Raw genomic sequence first — 16,485 nt, 5'->3', positions numbered from 1 at the left:
AGCGTCTCCACAGGATCGACCCGGCAGTGTTGCGGTTACTGGAACACGAAGCAGGGGGTCAGCATGGCATCGACGTTCAAGAGTTCGCGCGTCGTCCGGTGGGCGGTGCCGGTCGGTGTGATCGCCGTCGTCGGCGCGGCGGCCGGCGCCGGGCCGGTCATCGCGGCGGCGCAGGGCAGCCCGTCGCTGCCGCCGAAGACCGCGGCGCAGCTCATCGCCGCCGTCCAGCAGGCGCACGGGAAGGGGGAGGTCCAGCCGCTGTCCGGCACCGTCGTCGAGAACGCGTCCCTGGGGCTTCCGGCACTGCCGGGCGATGGGTCGAGCACGTCGCCGATGAGCCTGCTGTCCGGGTCGAACACGGCGCGGGTCTGGTACGGCGACGAGACGCACGTACGGCTGGCGCTGCTGGGCACCGGCAGCGAGACCGACTTCATCCGCAACGGGCAGGACACCTGGGAGTGGTCCAGCGACCAGAACACCGCCACGTACCGGAAGGTCACCGAGCAGGCGAAGCGTCCCGAGGCCGCGCCGTCCAGGACGCCGATGACCCCGCAGCAGGCCGCCGACCAGGCGCTGGCCGCGGTCGGTAAGACCACGGAGGTACGGGTCGACCCGACCGGGCACGTCGCCGGCCGTGACGTCTACGAGCTGGTCCTCACCCCGAAGGACGGCCGGTCGCTGATCGGCCGGGTCCGGCTGGCCCTGGACGGCAAGACGTACGTCCCGCTGCGGGTGCAGGTGTTCGCGCGGGGCGCGAACAGCCCGGCGTTCCAGGTCGGCTTCACGTCCGTGACCTTCAGCAAACCCGCCGCGGCGAACTTCGCGTTCACTCCTCCCGCCGGCGCGAAGGTCGTGCGCAAAGACGCCCCCGCGCAGGGCTCGGACGCGAAGGCCTGGGACAAGAAGAAGGCCGAGGCCGGCCACCGCACGGCCGACGGGTCGACCATCGGCACCGGCTGGACCGCCGTGAAGCGGCTCTCGCTGCCGCAGAACGCCCAGCAGAACGCCCAGAAGAAGGACCAGAGCGGGATACTGTCCGCCCTGCAGAAGGCCGCGACCCCGGTCAGCGGCTCCTGGGGCAGCGGAAAGCTGCTGCGCACGAAGCTGGTCTCGGTCCTGCTCACCGACGACGGCCGGGTGTACGTCGGCGCCGTCACCCCGGACCTGCTCGAGCAGGCGGCGGCGCACAAGTGACCGCGACCGCCGAAGCGGGGGCGCCGGTGTCGGCGCCCCCGCCGCCCGCCGAGGACGACGCGATCGCCACCCGGGGGCTGACCAAACGGTTCCGCGGCGGTCAGGTCGCCGTGGCGGACCTGGACCTGACGGTGCCCCGGGGGTCGGTCTTCGGCTTCCTGGGCCCGAACGGCTCCGGGAAGACCACGACGATCCGGATGCTGCTCGGATTGATCTCGCCGACGACCGGCAGCCACACGCTCCTCGGCACGCCCATGCCGGACGGCTGGGCGACCGCGCTGCCGAAGGTCGGTTCACTGATCGAGGGCCCGGCCTTCCACCCGCACCTGTCGGGCGAGGCGAACCTGCGCCGCTGTGACGCCGCCGACCGCACGGCCGACCCTCGCACCTCGCGCCGCCGCATCGGCGACGCCCTCGAACGCGTCGGGCTGACCGCGGCCGCGGGCAAGCGCTACAAGAACTACTCCCTCGGGATGAAGCAGCGGCTGGGGATCGCGGCGGCGCTCCTACGGCACCGGGAGCTGCTGATCCTGGACGAGCCGACGAACGGGCTCGACCCGCAGGGCACCCGCGAGGTCCGCACGCTCATCCGGGAGATCGCCGCCGACGGCACCACGGTGTTCGTCTCCTCTCACCTGCTCGCCGAGATCGAGCAGGTCTGCACGCACGTCGCGGTGATGCGCACCGGACGGCTGGTCACGCAGGGCGCGCTCGACGAACTGCGGGCGGGCACCGGTGCCCGGATCCGGGTGGACACCCCGGACACCGGTACCGCGAATGGCGTGCTGACCGGCCTGGGCCTCACCGACGTACGCGGCTCGCGGGGCGAGATCAGCGCCGAGCTCGGCGAGCTGCCGCCCGAACGGGTGTGCGCCGACCTGGTCGGCGCGGGCGTCGCCGTGCGCGGGCTGGCGGTCGTACGGCCGAGCCTGGAGGACATGTTCGTCGAGCTCACCGGGGAGGGCTTCGATGTCGACGGCTGACATCTCGCAGGGAACGGACCGGGTCGCGATCGCCCGGGAGACAGACGCGCCGACGGTCGAGACCACCGGCCGGGCGGCCACCGCGGCGGACGCTCGTCCGGCCGGGGCCACCCACGCCGAGGGCGCCCGTGCGGCCGAAGCCACCGACCCGGAAAACGCCCTTTCGGCCAGGGCCGCCCGCGCGGTGGCCACGGCGACGGGCACCCATCCCGCTGAGGCCACCGACCCGGCGGGCGCCGATCCGGCGGGGGCCACCCGTCCGGCGACCATCGCGGCGGACACCCATCCGGCCGAGGCCACCCATGCGGAGGGTGCCCATGCGGCCGAGGCCGACCGCCCGGCGGCCACCGCGACGACCGTACGGTCCGCGCTCGGGCTGCGGCTGTTCGGCTCGGAGCTCGGGCTGGTCTTCCGGCGGCGGCGCAACCAGGCGCTGCTGCTCCTGCTCGGCGCGATTCCGATCGTGGTCGGCATCGCGCTGAAGCTGAGCACGCCGCGCGGCGACGACGCCGGCCCGCGTCTGATCGCCCAGGTGGCGGGCAACGGCGTCTTCCTGACGGTCGGGGCGCTGTTCTTCGTGCTGCCGCTGATCCTGCCGTTGGCGATCTCGGTGGTGGCCGGTGACTCGGTCGCCGGCGAGGCCGGCATCGGTACGTTGCGCTACCTGCTGGCGGTGCCGGCGGGCCGTACCCGGCTGTTGCTGGTCAAGTACGCGACGACGGTGACGTTCTGCCTGGCCGCCGTCGCGACGCTCACCGCGACGGCGCTGGCCACGGGGCTGCTGCTGTTCCCCGTCGGCCCGGTGACGCTGCTGTCGGGGTCGACGGTGTCCCTGAGCGAGGGGCTGGTCCGGCTCCTCCTCGTCGCGCTGTACATCGCCGCGGGCGTCGCCACCCTCGCCGCGATCGGCCTGGCGGTCTCCACGGTCACCGACAGCCCGATCGCCGCGATCACCACGACCGCCGTCCTGCCGGTGGTCAGCCAGGTGATCGACGCGGTGCCGCAGCTGAGGTCGGTGCACCCGTACCTGTTCACGCACTGGTGGTACAGCTACGACGACCTCCTACGGGCGCCGATCGTGACCGACCACCTGACTCACGGGCTGCTGGCGTTCCTGGCCTACACGCTGGTGTTCGGCTCGGTGGCCTGGGCGAGGTTCACGAGCAAGGACGTCACCTGCTGACCCAGGCGAGCAGGCCGTCCGCGGTCATCGCGTTGACGATCCGGTCCGGGTCGACTCCGCAGCGGGCGGCCCGTTCGCAGCCGTACGGCTGCCAGTCGAGCTGACCGGGGGCGTGCGCGTCGGAGTCGATCGCGAACCGGCAGCCCAGCTCGACGGCGAGGCGCAGCAGGCGCTTGGGCGGGTCGAGGCGCTCCGGCCGGCTGTTGATCTCCACGGCGACGTCGTGGGCGGCGCACGCGGCGAACACGCGCTCGGCGTCGAACTCCGACTCCGGCCGCTTGTTCCCGCGCCGCCCGCCGCCCTGGACGATCCGCCCGGTGCAGTGGCCGAGGACGTTCACGTGTGGGTTCGCCACGGCGGCGAGCATGCGGCGGGTCATGTCCGGGCCCGGCATGCGGAGCTTGGAATGGACGCTGGCGACGACGACGTCGAGCTCGGCGAGCAGCGCCGGGTCCTGGTCGAGCGACCCGTCGTCGAGGATGTCGACCTCGATGCCGGTGAGGATCCGGAACGGCGCGAGACGCTCGTTGAGCGCGGCCACGACCTTCAGCTGCTCGCGCAGCCGCTCCGGGGACAGGCCGTTCGCGACCTTGAGGCGCGGCGAGTGGTCGGTCAGCGCGATGTAGTCGTGGCCGACCTCGATCGCCGCCTCGGCCATCTCCTCGATCGGCGATCCCCCGTCCGACCAGTCCGAATGCGTGTGCAGGTCGCCGCGCAACGCTGCGCGCAGGGCGGCGGCGGCCTCGTCGATCGGCGTGCCCTCCGTCGCCTCCAGGCGGCGCAGGTACGTCGGTGTCTCCCCGCGAAGCGCCTCCGCGATCACCAGCGCCGTCACCTTGCCGACACCGGACAGCGCCTCCAGGGTGCCGGCCCGCGCCCGCTCGGCCAGCTCGTCCGGGGAGGTCCGTTCCACCGTCTCGGCGGCCCGCCGGAACGCCCGCACCCGGTACGTCGCCTCGTGCGCCCGCTCGAGCAGGAACGCGATCCGCTTCAGCGCCTCGATCGGATCCATGCCCCAGTACTACCCGAGGATGGCCCCATACCTGGGTAGCATCCGCGGATCGGTCCTGAGAGGTACGAGGCGGACATGCGTGAGGGCCTACGCTCAGGGCATGGCCGATGCACCACCCGGGACGCTCGCGCGTGCGCTGCGTCCGGTGTTCGCCGCGGTGGCGCAAGGCCGGACGGACCCGCCGGGGCGACGTCACCGTCGGCTGACGATCCGCGGGGTCTACCTCCCCACCGTCGCCGAGATGCTCCTCACCCTGATCCTGCTCCTCGCCGGCAACGCGACCCTGCGGTCGCACCACGCCGACTCCGCCCTCACCGTGGTGTCGCTCCTGGGTGTCCTGCCCCTGCTGCTGCGCGGCAGCCGTCCGCTGGTCGCCTGGCGGTGGTCCGCGTTGGCGATGGTCCTGTCGTCGCTCGTCTTCCGGGCCCCGGCCGTGACCGGCGTGCCGTACCTGCCCTGGCTGGGCATCGTCTACCTGCTGTGCCTGTACTCGGTGGCGGTGCGCTGCGAGCGAGCGGTGACGGTCGGCGTGATGGTCATCTCCACCGCCGGATGCATCCTCATCGATCCGAACAGCGGCGCGTTCTCGCTGCTGTGCGCCGTTCCGATCCTCCTCGGGTACATCGTCCGGCTGCGCCGCACCACCCGGCGGGCGCTGGCCGAGCAGGAGGCCCGGCACGAGGCGGAGACGGCCGTACTGCAGGAGCGGCAGCGGATCGCGCGTGAGCTGCACGACGTCGTCGCCCACCACATGTCGGTCATCGCGATCCAGGCGGAGGCCGCGCCGTACAAGGTCGCCGACCCGCCACCGGAGCTGGCCGAGAGCTTCGCCGACATCCGTGCCAGCGCGCTGGAGGGACTGACCGAGCTGCGCCGGATCCTCGGCGTCCTGCGGACCGACCCCGCGACCCAGACCGCGCCGCAGCCTGGCCTGGAACGCCTGGAGGAGGTCGTCGCGTCGGCACGCGCCGGCGGCCTCTCCGTCGAGACGTCCGTGACCGGGCAGGCGCCGATCCTGCCGGCCGGCGTCGGGCTCTCGGCCTACCGGATCCTGCAGGAGTCGCTGAGCAACGCGATGCGGCACGCGCCCGGAGCGTCGGTATGGGTGGACATCGCGTACGAGCCGGACGTGCTGCGGCTCCGGGTGCGCAACGGCCCGGGGACCGCCCCGGACCGCGTGGCGCGCGCCGGAGGCGGCCACGGCCTGGTCGGCATGCGCGAACGCGCCGCCATGCTCGGCGGCGACCTCACCGCCGAGCCGACCGCCGACGGCGGATTCGTCGTGACCGCCGTACTCCCCCTGGCCGCCGGCGACCGTACGCACCCGGCCGGGCGCCCGGAGCCCGCGACGCCGGCCGACTGAGCCCGGCCGTAGCCGCCCCCTCGGAAGAAAAAGGGACCCATGAGCATCCGCGTGCTGATCGCCGACGACCAGGGAATGGTCCGGTCGGGCTTCTCCATCCTCCTGAACGCCCAGCCGGACATCGAGGTCGTCGGCGAGGCCGTCAACGGGGAGGAGGCCGTGCGCAAGGCCACCGGCCTGCGGCCCGACGTGGTGCTCATGGACGTGCGGATGCCCGTGCTCGACGGCCTGGCGGCCACCCGCCTCATCACCGAACAGCCGGACCCGCCCGGCATCCTGGTGCTGACCACCTTCGACCTGGACGACTACGTGTACGAGGCGCTGCGCGCCGGGGCCAGCGGATTCCTGCTCAAGGACGCGTCCGCGCAGGAGCTCTCGGACGCGGTACGCGTGGTCGCGGCGGGCGAGGCGCTGCTGGCGCCGACCGTCACCCGCCGGCTGATCTCGGAGTTCGCGCGGATGGGCGCCCCGAAGGGGCCGGACCGCAAACGCCTGGAGGGCCTCACGGACCGGGAGACCGAGGTACTGGGCCTGGTCGCGCGCGGCCTGTCCAACGCGGAGGTCGCCGAACGCCTCATCGTCGCCGAGCAGACGGTCAAGACGCACGTCGGCCGCATCCTCATGAAGCTGGACCTGCGAGACCGCACCCAGGCCGTCGTCTACGCCTACGAGACGGGCCTCGTACGCCCCGGCGAATGACGCCCCGCGCTGGAGGCACCGGCGCACGGCCGAAGCCGCCCGGCACTCCGGAGACAAGCATCAGGCCGAGCCTTCCGGAAACGGAGGCGCCGCCGAACGCTCCAGAAACGAAGACCAGGCCAAACCCTCCGGGAGGGGAGGCGCGACCGAACGTTCCGGAGACAGGGACGGCCCACGGGCGCTCCTGACGGTCCAGGGTCGCGGCGTGCCCTCGCCGGGTCACCCGGCCCCTACCGGAGATGTACGCCGAAGTGCGGTCGCCAGGGGGACGCGGGTGACAACGCCCGGTTCGTAACTTCCTGATCAATTGCTGACCAGGAAGGACGGCCCGTGAACAAGCGCCGGGCGACACTCGCCACGCTCACCGTCGGCAGCATCGTGATCGCGACCGGGGCGGCCGGCGGACGCCCCGGCGTGTCGCCGCCCGAACAGCCGCTGCCCGTGCTGACCGGCCGGGCGCTGGCCGCCCGGTACGCCGCGGACCGGACGGCGATCGAGGCCGCCGCCCGCCGCGACCCCCGGCTGGCGCCGCTGGCCTCGCCCGGCCGTACGTTCCTGGCGTTCGACCCGCGCGGCCGGGCGGTGGAGGTCGTCGGCGACCTGGCCACGGCCCGGCGGGTGGCGATCCTGGTTCCGGGGGCGGACACCACGCTGCGAAGCTTCGACTCCCGGGGCACCGCCTCACCGGGCGGCGGGGCGCGGGCGGTGCTGGCCGAGACCCGGCGACTCGACCCGCACGCCCGGCTCGCGGTGATCGCCTGGCTCGGGTACGCGACCCCGGCCACCGTCAGCCTCGACATCGCCACCACCGGCCGTGCCGATCAGGGGGCTCGCGCCCTGCGGCCCCTGGTGAGCGCCCTGGCCGCCCGCGGCGTCGCGGTGAGCCTGCTGTGCCACAGCTACGGCTCGGTCGTGTGCGGGCGCGCCGCCCGCCACCTGCCCGCCACGGACATCGCCGTGTTCGGCAGTCCCGGCATGGCGGTCTCGTCCGCGGCGGGCCTGCACACCGGGGCACGGCTGTGGGCCGGGCGGGCGTCCGGTGACTGGACCGCGTACGTCCCGAAGGTGCGGGTCCTCGGGTTGGGCTTCGGCGCCGACCCGACCGGCCGTGCCTTCGGTGCCCGGGTGTTCGCGACCGGTGGCGGCGGCCACAGTGACTACCTGCGGCCGGGCGGGATCGCCCTGCGCAACCTCGCCCTCATCGCCCTGGGCCGTGGCGCGGAGGTGTCCCGTGGCCGCTGACCCGACGCTCCACCCGCGTGTCACCCCCCGACCCGACCCGGACCGCGTCGCTCCCCGGCCGAGCAAGCAGCCCGTCGCTCCCCATCTGGAAGCGGGATCCGCCCCACCAGAAGCACGGCCCCTCGCTCACCGGCCGGGTGCAGAGCGCGTCCTGCCTCGGCCGGACGCGGAGACGGTCGCCTCCCTGCCGGTGGCGGGGAGAGGGCACTTCCGGGGCGGAGGTCTGCGCGCGCTCGCCCGGCGCGTCGACGCGGCCACTCCGGAGGACCGTGACCGGGCCTTGGACGCCCTGCGGGCCTTCGCCATCCTCGGAGTCGTCCTCGGCCACTGGCTGGTCACCGCGCTCGTCACCGCCGGGACGGCGGACGGCGTCACGCACTGGAACGTGCGCAGCCCGCTGGCGTCCATGCCGTGGCTCACTCCGGTGTCCTGGGTGCTGCAGACGCTCGCGCTCTTCTTCTTCGTCGGCGGGTACTCCGCGGCCAGGAGCCTCGGCCGGACGAGGAGTCCCGGTGGGTGGGTCCGCAGTCGTCTCGTGCGGCTGGTCCGGCCGGCCGCGGTGCTGGTGGCCGCGTGGATACCGCTCACGCTCGCCCTCATCGCGGCGGGCGTGGATCCGGAGCCGCTCGTTCGGCTGATGCTCAGCCCGCTGTGGTTCCTGTGCGTCTTCACGGGCCTGACCGCGCTGACCCCGTTGCTCGTCCGGTTCGGGCCGTACGCCGCGGCCGTGGCGGCCGGGACGGTGGCCTGCGCCGACCTCGTCCGGTTCGGGCTGCACGGTCCCGCGTGGGTGGGCTGGATCAACGTGCCCGCCGGGTGGGCGGTGCCGTACCTGCTCGGCATCGCCTGGGCGAAGGGCCGGCTCGGCTCCCGGCGTACCGCCGTGGCCCTGCTGGCCGGCGGGGCGGCGGCCGCGGTCGCGCTGGTGACGCTCGCCGGATACCCCGCGAGCATGGTCGGCGTGCCGGGAGCGCCGGTGTCCAACCTCAGCCCGCCGACGTCGGCGGCGGTGGCGTTCGGCCTGGCACAGGTCGGGGCAGCCCTGCTGCTCCGGGACCGGCTGGCGCGCTGGATGCGGCGGCCCCTGGCCTGGCTGCCCGTGGCGCTGGCGAACCTGTCGGCGATGACGGTGTTCTGCTGGCATCAGACCGCGTTCATGCTCACAACGGTGGCGACCCTGCCGTTCGGCACCGTGCGCGGCCTGCACGACCTGCCCGGTGACTGGACGTGGGTCCCGGCGCGGGTGGCGTGGCTGCCGGTGTTCGCCGTCGTGCTCGCGGGGTGCCGGGCGATCTTCTGGAGGTTCGAGGGCTCCGTCCGTCGCCCTCGCGACCTCGCGACGACCGCCCGCGGAGCCAGGCGCGACCTCGCAAAGGCCGCCCCCGAAGTCGGACGCGGCCCCGCGACGACCACTCCCGAAGCCGGACGCGGCCCCGCGACGACTACCCCCGAAGCCGAGCGCGACCTCGCGACGGCCACCGCTGAAGCCAAGCGCGACGTCGCCTGACGGGCGGCTCCCGGCAGAGCGCGCCCGCCGGTCGCCGCGATCACGGCCGGTGACCCGTGCGGAGGCGGTGCCGCCGATGCGGGCGATTGGTGGGAGGCTGTTCGCGTGAAGAAAGACCTCGACATCCGCGAACAGACCACTGAGCGGCTCGAACAGGCGATGGGAACCCTGGGCACCGCCGCGACGGCCAGTATGGAGGAACGACTGCCGTGGTTCCGCGCGATGTCGGCGGAGTACCGTTCCTGGGTCGGTCTGGTGGCCCAGGCCGGCATCGCCGGATTCGTCGAGTGGTTCAAGCACGAGGAGAAGATCCGCCCGGCCATCGCCGGTGAGGTGTTCGGCACGGCGCCGCGCGAGCTGATGCGGGCGGTGCGGCTCCAGCAGACGGTCGAGATCGTCCGGGTCGTCATAGACGTCGTCGAGGCGCAGGTGAACGAGCTCGCGGCGCCCGGCGGCGAGACGCAGCTGCGGGAGGCCATCCTGCGCTACACCCGTGAGGTCGCCTTCGGCGCGGCCCAGGTGTACGCGCGGGCCGCCGAGACCCGTGGCGCGTGGGACGCCCGGCTGGAGGCGCTCATCGTCGACGCGCTGCTGCGCGGTGAGGTCGACGAGTCGCTGCACTCGTGGGCCGCCGCGCTCGGCTGGGCGTCCACGTCGGTCGCGGTGATGGCGGGCAACACCCCCGAGGACGAGCCCGAGGCGATCATCGACGACATCCGCATCGCGTCCCGGCGGGCGCGCGTCGACGTGCTCGCCGGCGTCCAGGGCAGCCGTCTGATCGTCATCGTCGGCGGTGTCGAGGACGACCCGCTCGCGGCCGCCAAGCCGTTCACGTCCAAGTTCGGACCGGGCGCGGTCGTGATCGGGCCGCGCGTCGACGACCTGTACGCCGCCACCATGTCGGCGCGCGCGGCGCTGGCCGGCCTGCGGGCGGTGGCGGGCTGGCCGGACGCGCCACGGCCGGTGCTCGCCAGCGACCTGCTCGCCGAACGCGCCCTCGACGGCGACCCGGACGCGCGGGCGTACCTCGTGGAGGAGGTGTACGAACCGCTGCGCGCCGCCGGGGCTCCGCTGCTGGACACCCTCACCACGTACCTGGAGCAGGGCTCGTCGCTGGAGGCCACGGCGCGCTTGTTGTTCGTGCACCCCAACACGGTGCGGTACCGCCTGCGCCGGGTGACCGAGCTCACCGGTTACGTCCCCGCCGACGGCCGGGCGGCGTTCACTCTTCGCATCGCCCTTGTTCTGGGCCGTTTCGAGGGTCGCTCCAACGGCCTGTGACGCGGCGCCGCGGCTCCTTGTAGGAGTCACACAAGGCTCGCCGCCGGAACTTCGTACCTAACCGCATGCATATGGTGGAGTCCTACAGTGCATGGTTGAGTGCGTGCTCGTCATCGCCGCGCCCGGGCAGGGCGCCCAGACTCCGGGATTCCTCAACCCCTGGCTCGAACTGCCGGGCGTCGCCGACCGTCTCGCGTGGTGGTCCGCCGTCACCGGTCTCGACCTGATCCGCTATGGGACGACCGCCGACGCCGATGAGATTCGCGACACCGCCGTCGCGCAGCCTCTCCTGGTCGCCGCCGCGCTCGCGGCGTACGAGGTCCTGGGCGTGCGGCCGGACGTGACGACCGGGCACAGCGTGGGCGAGCTCGCCGCCGCGTCGATCGCCGGTGTGATCTCCCCCGAGGCCGCCATGGTGCTCGTACGGGAGCGCGGCCGGGCGATGGCCGAGGCCGCCGCCGTCACCGAGACCGGCATGACCGCGGTCCTCGGCGGCGACGAGGAGGAGGTCCTCGCGACCATCGAGAAGCACGGCCTCACCCCGGCCAACACCAACGGCGCCGGCCAGGTGGTCGCGGCCGGCACGATGGAGCAGCTGGCCGCGTTCGCGGACGCGCCGCCGGCCGGCGCGCGGCTGCGGCCGCTTTCGGTGGCCGGAGCGTTCCACACCCATCACATGGCCCCCGCGGTGGACACACTGCGGCGGATCACCCCGGGCATGTCGGTGGCCGACCCGGCCACCCGGCTGCTCTCCAACCGCGACGGTGCGGTCGTGGCAGGCGGCCGCGACTTCGTCGCCCGCCTCGTCGAGCAGGTCAGCGCACCGGTGCGCTGGGACTCCTGCATGGCGACGATGGCGGACCTCGGCGTCACGGCGATCATCGAACTGCCCCCTGCGGGCACCCTGGTCGGCCTGGCCAGGCGCGCTCTTCCCCACGTGGAGCGGGTCGCGCTGAAGACCCCGGCCGACCTCGACAAGGCGCGCGCCCTCATCGAGCAGGAGACGCGCGCCGGCGACGACACATTGGAGAACGCGTGACGTCCTTCCAGCTCCGTACCGGCGCCCCCGGGGCGCGCATCCTCGCGTTCGGTCACTACCAGCCGTCCAACGTCGTCACCAACGACGACATCGCCAAGACCGTCGACACCAACGACGAGTGGATCCAGAGCCGCGTCGGCATCAAGCAGCGCCGCATCGCCGGCCCGGAGGAGTCCGTCGTCGACATGGCCGTCCAGGCGGGCGGCAAGGCCCTGGCGAGCAGCGGCCTGTCCCCGGAGGACATCGACCTGGTCATCGTCGCCACCTGCACCCAGGAGGCGCAGATCCCGAACGCGTCGGCGAGCGTCGCCCACCGGCTCGGCATCACCGCGCCCGGGGCGTACGACGTCAACGCGGCGTGCGCGGGCTTCTGCTACGCGCTGTCCAACGCCGCCGACGCCGTCCGCGCCGGCTCTGCGCGCAACGTCCTGGTGGTCGGCTCGGAGAAGCTGTCGCAGTGGGTCGACTGGACCGACCGCTCCACCTGCATCATCTTCGCCGACGGCGCCGGCGCCGCCGTGGTCAGCGGCTCGGACGACGCCGCGATCGGCCCCGTCGTCTGGGGCAGCGCCGGGGACATGGCCGACCGGATCTACATCAAGGACCGCAACGGCTTCCTGTACCAGGAGGGCCAGGCGGTGTTCCGGTGGACCACGACCTCGCTGGCCCCGATCGCGAAGGAGGCGTGCGAGCGCGCCGGCATCGCGCCGTCCGAGCTCGCCGCGTTCATCCCGCACCAGGCCAACCTGCGCATCGTCGAGGCGATCGCCCGTAAGCTCAAGGCCGAGAACGCCGTCGTCGCCGACGACATCGTGAACGCCGGCAACACCTCCGCCGCCTCGATCCCGCTGGCCCTGTCCCGCATGATCGAGCGTGGCGACGTGCCCTCCGGCGCGCCGGCCCTGCTGATCGGCTTCGGCGCCGGCATGACGTACGCCGCCCAGGTGGTCCGCATCCCGTAGGCCACCGCGCCGCCCCTGAACTCCTTCCAAAGAACAGTTGCACACCCTAGAAATGGAGAAACATCCCATGGCTCTTTCCGAGCAGGAGATCCTCAACGGCCTCGGCGAGATCGTCGAGGAGATCGCGGGCGTCGAGCCGTCCGAGGTGACCCTCGAGAAGTCGTTCGTCGACGACCTGGACATCGACTCCCTGTCGATGGTCGAGATCGCCGTCGCCGCGCAGGACAAGTTCGGCGTGGAGATCCCCGACGACGAGCTGAAGAACCTCAAGACGGTCAAGGACGTCGTCAACTACGTGCAGAGCAAGGGCGTCTCTGCCTGAAGTCGAGCAACAAGGGAGAGCGTGACCATATGAGTACCTCCGTCGTCGTGACCGGACTCGGCGCTACTACGCCTCTCGGCGGCGACGTGGCATCGACCTGGTCCGCTCTGCTGGCGGGCCGGTCCGGCGTGAAGCGGCTCACCGCCGAGTGGGCGGAGAGCCTCCCGGTGAGGATCGCGGCTCCGATCGCGGTCGAGCCCTCGGAGGTCCTGCCGAGGCACCGCCTGCGCCGGCTGGACCGTTGCCAGCAGTTCGCCCTCATCGCCGCGCACGAGGCCTGGCGCGACGCCGGCTTCGCGTTCGGCGACGAGGCGGGCTTCTCCGTCGACCACGACCGGGTGGGCGCCGTCGTCTCGTCGGGGATCGGCGGGATCATCACGACCCTCGACAACTACGACACGCTGAACGAGAAGGGCTGGCAGCGGGTCTCCCCGTTCGCCGTCCCGATGCTGATGCCGAACGGCGGCGCCGGGATCGTCAGCATCGAGTTCGGCGCGAAGGCGGGAGCGCACGCCCTCGCCAGCGCCTGCGCCTCCAGCGCGGAGGCCATCGGCTACGGCATCGACATGATCCGGGCCGGGCGGGCCGACATCGTCATCGCCGGCGGCACCGAGGCCGCGATCCACCGGCTGAACCTCGCGGCCTTCGGCTCGATGCGCGCGATGTCGACGCGCAACGACGACCCCGATCACGCCTCGCGCCCGTACGACAAGGACCGGGACGGCTTCGTGCTCGGCGAGGGTTCCGGGATCGTCATCCTGGAGTCGGAGGAGCACGCGCGAGCGCGCGGCGCCCGCATCTACGCCGTCGCCGCGGGTGTGGGCTACTCCGCCGACGCGGTGGACATCGTGTCCAACGACCCCGAGGGCATGTCGAAGGCCATGCGCCGCGCGCTGGTCGACGCGAACCTCGAGCCGTCGGACATCGTGCACATCAACGCGCACGGCACCTCCACCCCGGTCGGCGACACCGGCGAGATCAAGGCGATCAAGCTGGCGCTCGGCGAGGCCGCCCGCCAGATCGCCATCACCAGCACCAAGTCGATGACCGGGCACCTGCTCGGCGGCACGGGCGCGGTCGAGTCGATCGCCGCGATCCTCGCCCTGCGCGAGGGCCTGGTCCCGCCGACCATCAACATCGAGGAGCTCGACGACGAGGTCGACCTGGACATCGTCCGGGGCGAGCCTCGCAAGCTGCCCGGCGGTCCCGCCGCCGCCCTGAACAACTCGTTCGGATTCGGCGGCCACAACGTGACCGTCGCCCTGAGGAGGCATGAGTCGTGACCGTTGTTGAGAGCAGGTCGGCCGCCCGAATACCCGAGCCGCCCGAACAGATCGGGCCCGACCCGCGCGACCCGCGGGTCCGGCTGGAGGCCCTCTTCGACGAGGGGTCGCTGCGCCTCCTCAGTGAGGAGGACACCAGCGGCGCCCTGGCCGGCGTCGGCCGGGTCGAGGGCATGCCGGTCGTGGCGTTCGCCAGCGACCCGCGCGTCCAGGGCGGCGCGATGGGCGCGGTCGGCTGTGAGGCCATCGTCCACGCCTACGACCACGCGGTACGCGAGCGGCTGCCGATCATCGGCCTGTGGCACTCCGGCGGGGCACGCCTCGCCGAGGGCGTCGAGTCCCTGCACGGTGTCGGCCGCATCTTCGCCGCCATGACCAAGGCGTCCGGCGTCGTCCCGCAGATCTCGGTCGTGCTCGGCGCCGCCGCCGGCGGGGCCGCGTACGGCCCGGCACTGACCGACATCGTCATCCTGTCCGAGGGCGGCCGCATCTTCGTGACCGGCCCGGACGTCGTACGGTCGGTCACCGGCGAGGACGTCGACATGGCGGCGCTGGGCGGCCCCGAGCCGCACAGCAAGCGCAGCGGCGTCGTCCACGTGGTCGCCAAGGACGACACCGAGGCCCTCGTGAAGGCCAGGCGGGTCGCGACCCTCCTCGGCCACCAGGGTCGGCTGCGCGCGGACGAGGTCGAGGAGAAGGACCTCAGCGGCATCCTGCCCGACAACCCGCGGCGCGCGTACGACGTGCACCCGATCATCAACGGGCTGCTCGACGACCCGGCGGAGTCCATCGAGCTGCACCCCAAGTGGGCGCCGAACATCGTCACGACGCTCGGCCGCCTCGGCGGCCGCACCGTCGGCGTCATCGCCAACAACCCGATGCGCCTCGGCGGCTGCCTGGACTCCACCTCGGCGGAGAAGGCCGCGCGGTTCGTGCGGATGTGCGACGCGTTCGGGGTGCCGCTCGTCGTCATCGTCGACGTCCCCGGCTACCTGCCGGGCGTCGGCCAGGAGCACGACGGTGTCGTACGGCGCGGCGCGAAGCTGCTGCACGCGTTCGCCGAGGCGGTCGTGCCGCGCGTCACGCTCGTGACCCGCAAGTCGTACGGCGGCGCGTACATCGCGATGAACTCCCGGGCGCTCGGCGCGACACGCGTCTTCGCGTGGCCGACCGCCCAGATCGCGGTGATGGGCGCGGTCGCGGCCGTGCGCATCCTGCACCGCCGCAAGCTGGCCGCCGTCCCGGAGGAGGAGCGGCACGCGCTGGAGGAGCAGCTCGCCGCCGAGCACGAGAAGATCGCCGGCGGCCTGCAGCGCGCCCAGGACCTCGGCGTCATCGACGAGGTCGTCGAGCCGGCCAAGACCCGGCGCGCGATCGCCCAGGCCATCGCCGAGGCGACCCCCGCCCGGGGCGCCCACGGCAACATCCCCCTGTAACGCCCGAAGACCCGAGCGCCCCGTCCAGGATGACCTGGGCGGGGCGTTCGTCACTGCGCGGCGCGCGACCTCGATCACCGAGCATTCGGTACGCCCACCGGAGTGACTTTCCAGCCCTCGGCAAGCCATATGCCGCGCTACCGCACAGTGGCTGGCTCCAGGGGGATGGGAATCATTCGGCCACTCGGTGGGCATCGGCCGGAGGTCATTGGTCAGGCTCTTCCTGTTCAGCGGCTGCGCGCTTGACTCTCGGGTGGCCCGAGACTCGCAGAATGGTCGCGTGCTGAGCATCGGGAGTTTCTCGCTGGTCACCGGTCTGTCGATCACCGCGTTGCGGCACTACGACGACGTGGGGCTGCTTAGACCCGCCTACGTCGACCCCGACACCGGATACCGCCGCTATCGGCTTGATCAGGTCGGCGAGGCGCGTCTGTACGCGACATTGCGCCGTCTGCAGGTGCCCGTCGACGCGATGCGAGTGGTCCGCGAACGCGGTGTCGAGGTCGTGCTCGCCGAGCATCGTGAACGCCTGCAAGCCAGAGCCGACTCGCTGGCACAGCTCATCGAGACCGTCGAGCACCATCTTGAGAAGGGACTACTCGTGAAGACCCGCCGCATCGCCCAGGTCACGATCGTGGCCGACGATCTGCCCACCTCGATCGCGTTCTACCGCGACGCCTTCGACGCCTCTTACCACGAAGAGATCAGCTCGTTTCAGTTCGGCGCATACCCTGACGACGACTTCTTCCTCCTGACCGTGGCCGATCCCGAGCGGCATCCGTGGCCCGGTGGGCGGGTCAAATTCGGCCTGCTCGTCGACGACATCGACGCCGCGCATACACGGGCGCTCACCACTGGTGCCGTCGAGATCGAATCGCCGGCCGACAAGCCATGGAAGCCTCGGTCATCAACGGTGCAGGACCCAGGTGGCAACCACATCGACCTGTATCAGCGGTAACCGTGAGCCCAGCGATGGGCC

General features: G+C 72.7%; 15 protein-coding genes. 14 read left to right on the top strand and 1 reads right to left on the bottom strand.

All coding sequences use genetic code 11. The annotated features are described in order from the left end of the window. Positions 1-63: 63 nt before the first annotated feature. Genes ABEA24_RS22560 through ABEA24_RS22550 form a run of 3 tightly spaced genes read left to right on the top strand, consistent with a single transcriptional unit; the run spans position 64 to position 3,360 of the window. Positions 64-1,194 carry a LolA family protein gene (locus ABEA24_RS22560; protein WP_345432964.1) on the top strand — a complete coding sequence of 377 codons (1,131 nt, stop codon included), beginning with the start codon at positions 64-66 and terminating at the stop codon, positions 1,192-1,194. Beyond that, on the top strand, positions 1,191-2,177 hold the full coding sequence (locus ABEA24_RS22555; protein WP_345432963.1) for an ABC transporter ATP-binding protein: 987 nt from the start codon (positions 1,191-1,193) through the stop codon (positions 2,175-2,177). Before ABEA24_RS22560 ends, ABEA24_RS22555 begins: the two co-directional genes overlap by 4 nt. Continuing rightward, positions 2,164-3,360, top strand: a complete 1,197-nt coding sequence (locus ABEA24_RS22550; RefSeq protein WP_345432962.1) for an ABC transporter permease — start codon at positions 2,164-2,166, stop codon at positions 3,358-3,360. The genes ABEA24_RS22555 and ABEA24_RS22550 overlap by 14 nt, the downstream gene beginning before the upstream one ends. Here the strand turns inward: ABEA24_RS22550 and ABEA24_RS22545 are convergent. After that, positions 3,350-4,372, bottom strand: coding sequence for a PHP domain-containing protein (locus ABEA24_RS22545; RefSeq protein WP_345432961.1), 1,023 nt, complete (start codon positions 4,370-4,372; stop codon positions 3,350-3,352). The genes ABEA24_RS22550 and ABEA24_RS22545 overlap by 11 nt on opposite strands. Positions 4,373-4,472: 100 nt before the next feature. On the opposite strand from ABEA24_RS22545, the gene ABEA24_RS22540 reads away from it, so the two are divergent. From ABEA24_RS22540 to ABEA24_RS22490, 11 genes are all read left to right on the top strand, one after another. Further along, positions 4,473-5,735, top strand: a complete 1,263-nt coding sequence (locus ABEA24_RS22540; RefSeq protein ID WP_345432960.1) for a sensor histidine kinase — start codon at positions 4,473-4,475, stop codon at positions 5,733-5,735. Positions 5,736-5,774: 39 nt separating this feature from the next. After that, entirely contained in the window at positions 5,775-6,434 is a 660-nt protein-coding gene (locus ABEA24_RS22535) for a response regulator (RefSeq protein WP_345432959.1), read from the top strand. Between the two features lie 330 nt (positions 6,435-6,764). Further along, positions 6,765-7,676, top strand: coding sequence for an alpha/beta hydrolase (locus ABEA24_RS22530; protein ID WP_345432958.1), 912 nt, complete (start codon positions 6,765-6,767; stop codon positions 7,674-7,676). Then, the gene (locus tag ABEA24_RS22525; RefSeq protein WP_345432957.1) at positions 7,666-9,183 is read left to right on the top strand and encodes an acyltransferase family protein; all 1,518 of its coding nucleotides are present in this window, start codon (positions 7,666-7,668) and stop codon (positions 9,181-9,183) included. Before ABEA24_RS22530 ends, ABEA24_RS22525 begins: the two co-directional genes overlap by 11 nt. A gap of 159 nt (positions 9,184-9,342) precedes the next feature. Further along, entirely contained in the window at positions 9,343-10,464 is a 1,122-nt protein-coding gene (locus ABEA24_RS22520) for a PucR family transcriptional regulator (protein WP_345433326.1), read from the top strand. Between the two features lie 103 nt (positions 10,465-10,567). Continuing rightward, positions 10,568-11,503, top strand: coding sequence for an ACP S-malonyltransferase (locus ABEA24_RS22515; RefSeq protein ID WP_345433325.1), 936 nt, complete (start codon positions 10,568-10,570; stop codon positions 11,501-11,503). Next, positions 11,500-12,465 (top strand): beta-ketoacyl-ACP synthase III, encoded by a 966-nt coding sequence (locus tag ABEA24_RS22510; RefSeq protein ID WP_345432956.1) that lies wholly within the window; start codon positions 11,500-11,502, stop codon positions 12,463-12,465. Before ABEA24_RS22515 ends, ABEA24_RS22510 begins: the two co-directional genes overlap by 4 nt. A 67-nt stretch (positions 12,466-12,532) precedes the next feature. Beyond that, positions 12,533-12,787 (top strand): acyl carrier protein, encoded by a 255-nt coding sequence (locus tag ABEA24_RS22505; RefSeq protein WP_345432955.1) that lies wholly within the window; start codon positions 12,533-12,535, stop codon positions 12,785-12,787. 29 nt (positions 12,788-12,816) lie between these two features. Continuing rightward, positions 12,817-14,070 carry a beta-ketoacyl-ACP synthase II gene (fabF, locus tag ABEA24_RS22500; protein ID WP_345432954.1) on the top strand — a complete coding sequence of 418 codons (1,254 nt, stop codon included), beginning with the start codon at positions 12,817-12,819 and terminating at the stop codon, positions 14,068-14,070. After that, positions 14,067-15,506: an acyl-CoA carboxylase subunit beta gene (locus ABEA24_RS22495; RefSeq protein WP_425551220.1), complete on the top strand. Its 1,440-nt coding sequence runs from the start codon at positions 14,067-14,069 to the stop codon at positions 15,504-15,506. The genes fabF and ABEA24_RS22495 overlap by 4 nt, the downstream gene beginning before the upstream one ends. A gap of 280 nt (positions 15,507-15,786) precedes the next feature. Next, positions 15,787-16,464, top strand: coding sequence for a VOC family protein (locus ABEA24_RS22490; RefSeq protein WP_345432953.1), 678 nt, complete (start codon positions 15,787-15,789; stop codon positions 16,462-16,464). Positions 16,465-16,485 lie beyond the last annotated feature (21 nt).

Origin of the sequence: Actinoallomurus vinaceus, from assembly GCF_039542055.1 — a bacterium.
Taxonomy (GTDB): Bacteria; Actinomycetota; Actinomycetes; order Streptosporangiales; family Streptosporangiaceae; genus Actinoallomurus; species Actinoallomurus vinaceus.
The sequence above is the reverse complement of the archived record's forward strand: the minus strand, read 5'-3'. Positions and strand labels throughout refer to the sequence as shown.

Excerpts from the sequence above, each read along its gene's own strand:
- ABEA24_RS22505 (WP_345432955.1), top strand. The coding sequence starts at position 12,533 with ATGGCTCTTTCCGAGCAGGAGATCCTCAACGGCCTCGGCGAGATCGTC.
- ABEA24_RS22520 (WP_345433326.1), top strand. The coding sequence starts at position 9,343 with ATGGGAACCCTGGGCACCGCCGCGACGGCCAGTATGGAGGAACGACTG.
- ABEA24_RS22540 (WP_345432960.1), top strand. The coding sequence starts at position 4,473 with ATGGCCGATGCACCACCCGGGACGCTCGCGCGTGCGCTGCGTCCGGTG.
- ABEA24_RS22535 (WP_345432959.1), top strand. The coding sequence starts at position 5,775 with ATGAGCATCCGCGTGCTGATCGCCGACGACCAGGGAATGGTCCGGTCG.
- ABEA24_RS22550 (WP_345432962.1), top strand. The coding sequence starts at position 2,164 with ATGTCGACGGCTGACATCTCGCAGGGAACGGACCGGGTCGCGATCGCC.
- ABEA24_RS22545 (WP_345432961.1), bottom strand. The coding sequence starts at position 4,372 with ATGGATCCGATCGAGGCGCTGAAGCGGATCGCGTTCCTGCTCGAGCGG.
- ABEA24_RS22560 (WP_345432964.1), top strand. The coding sequence starts at position 64 with ATGGCATCGACGTTCAAGAGTTCGCGCGTCGTCCGGTGGGCGGTGCCG.
- fabF (WP_345432954.1), top strand. The coding sequence starts at position 12,817 with ATGAGTACCTCCGTCGTCGTGACCGGACTCGGCGCTACTACGCCTCTC.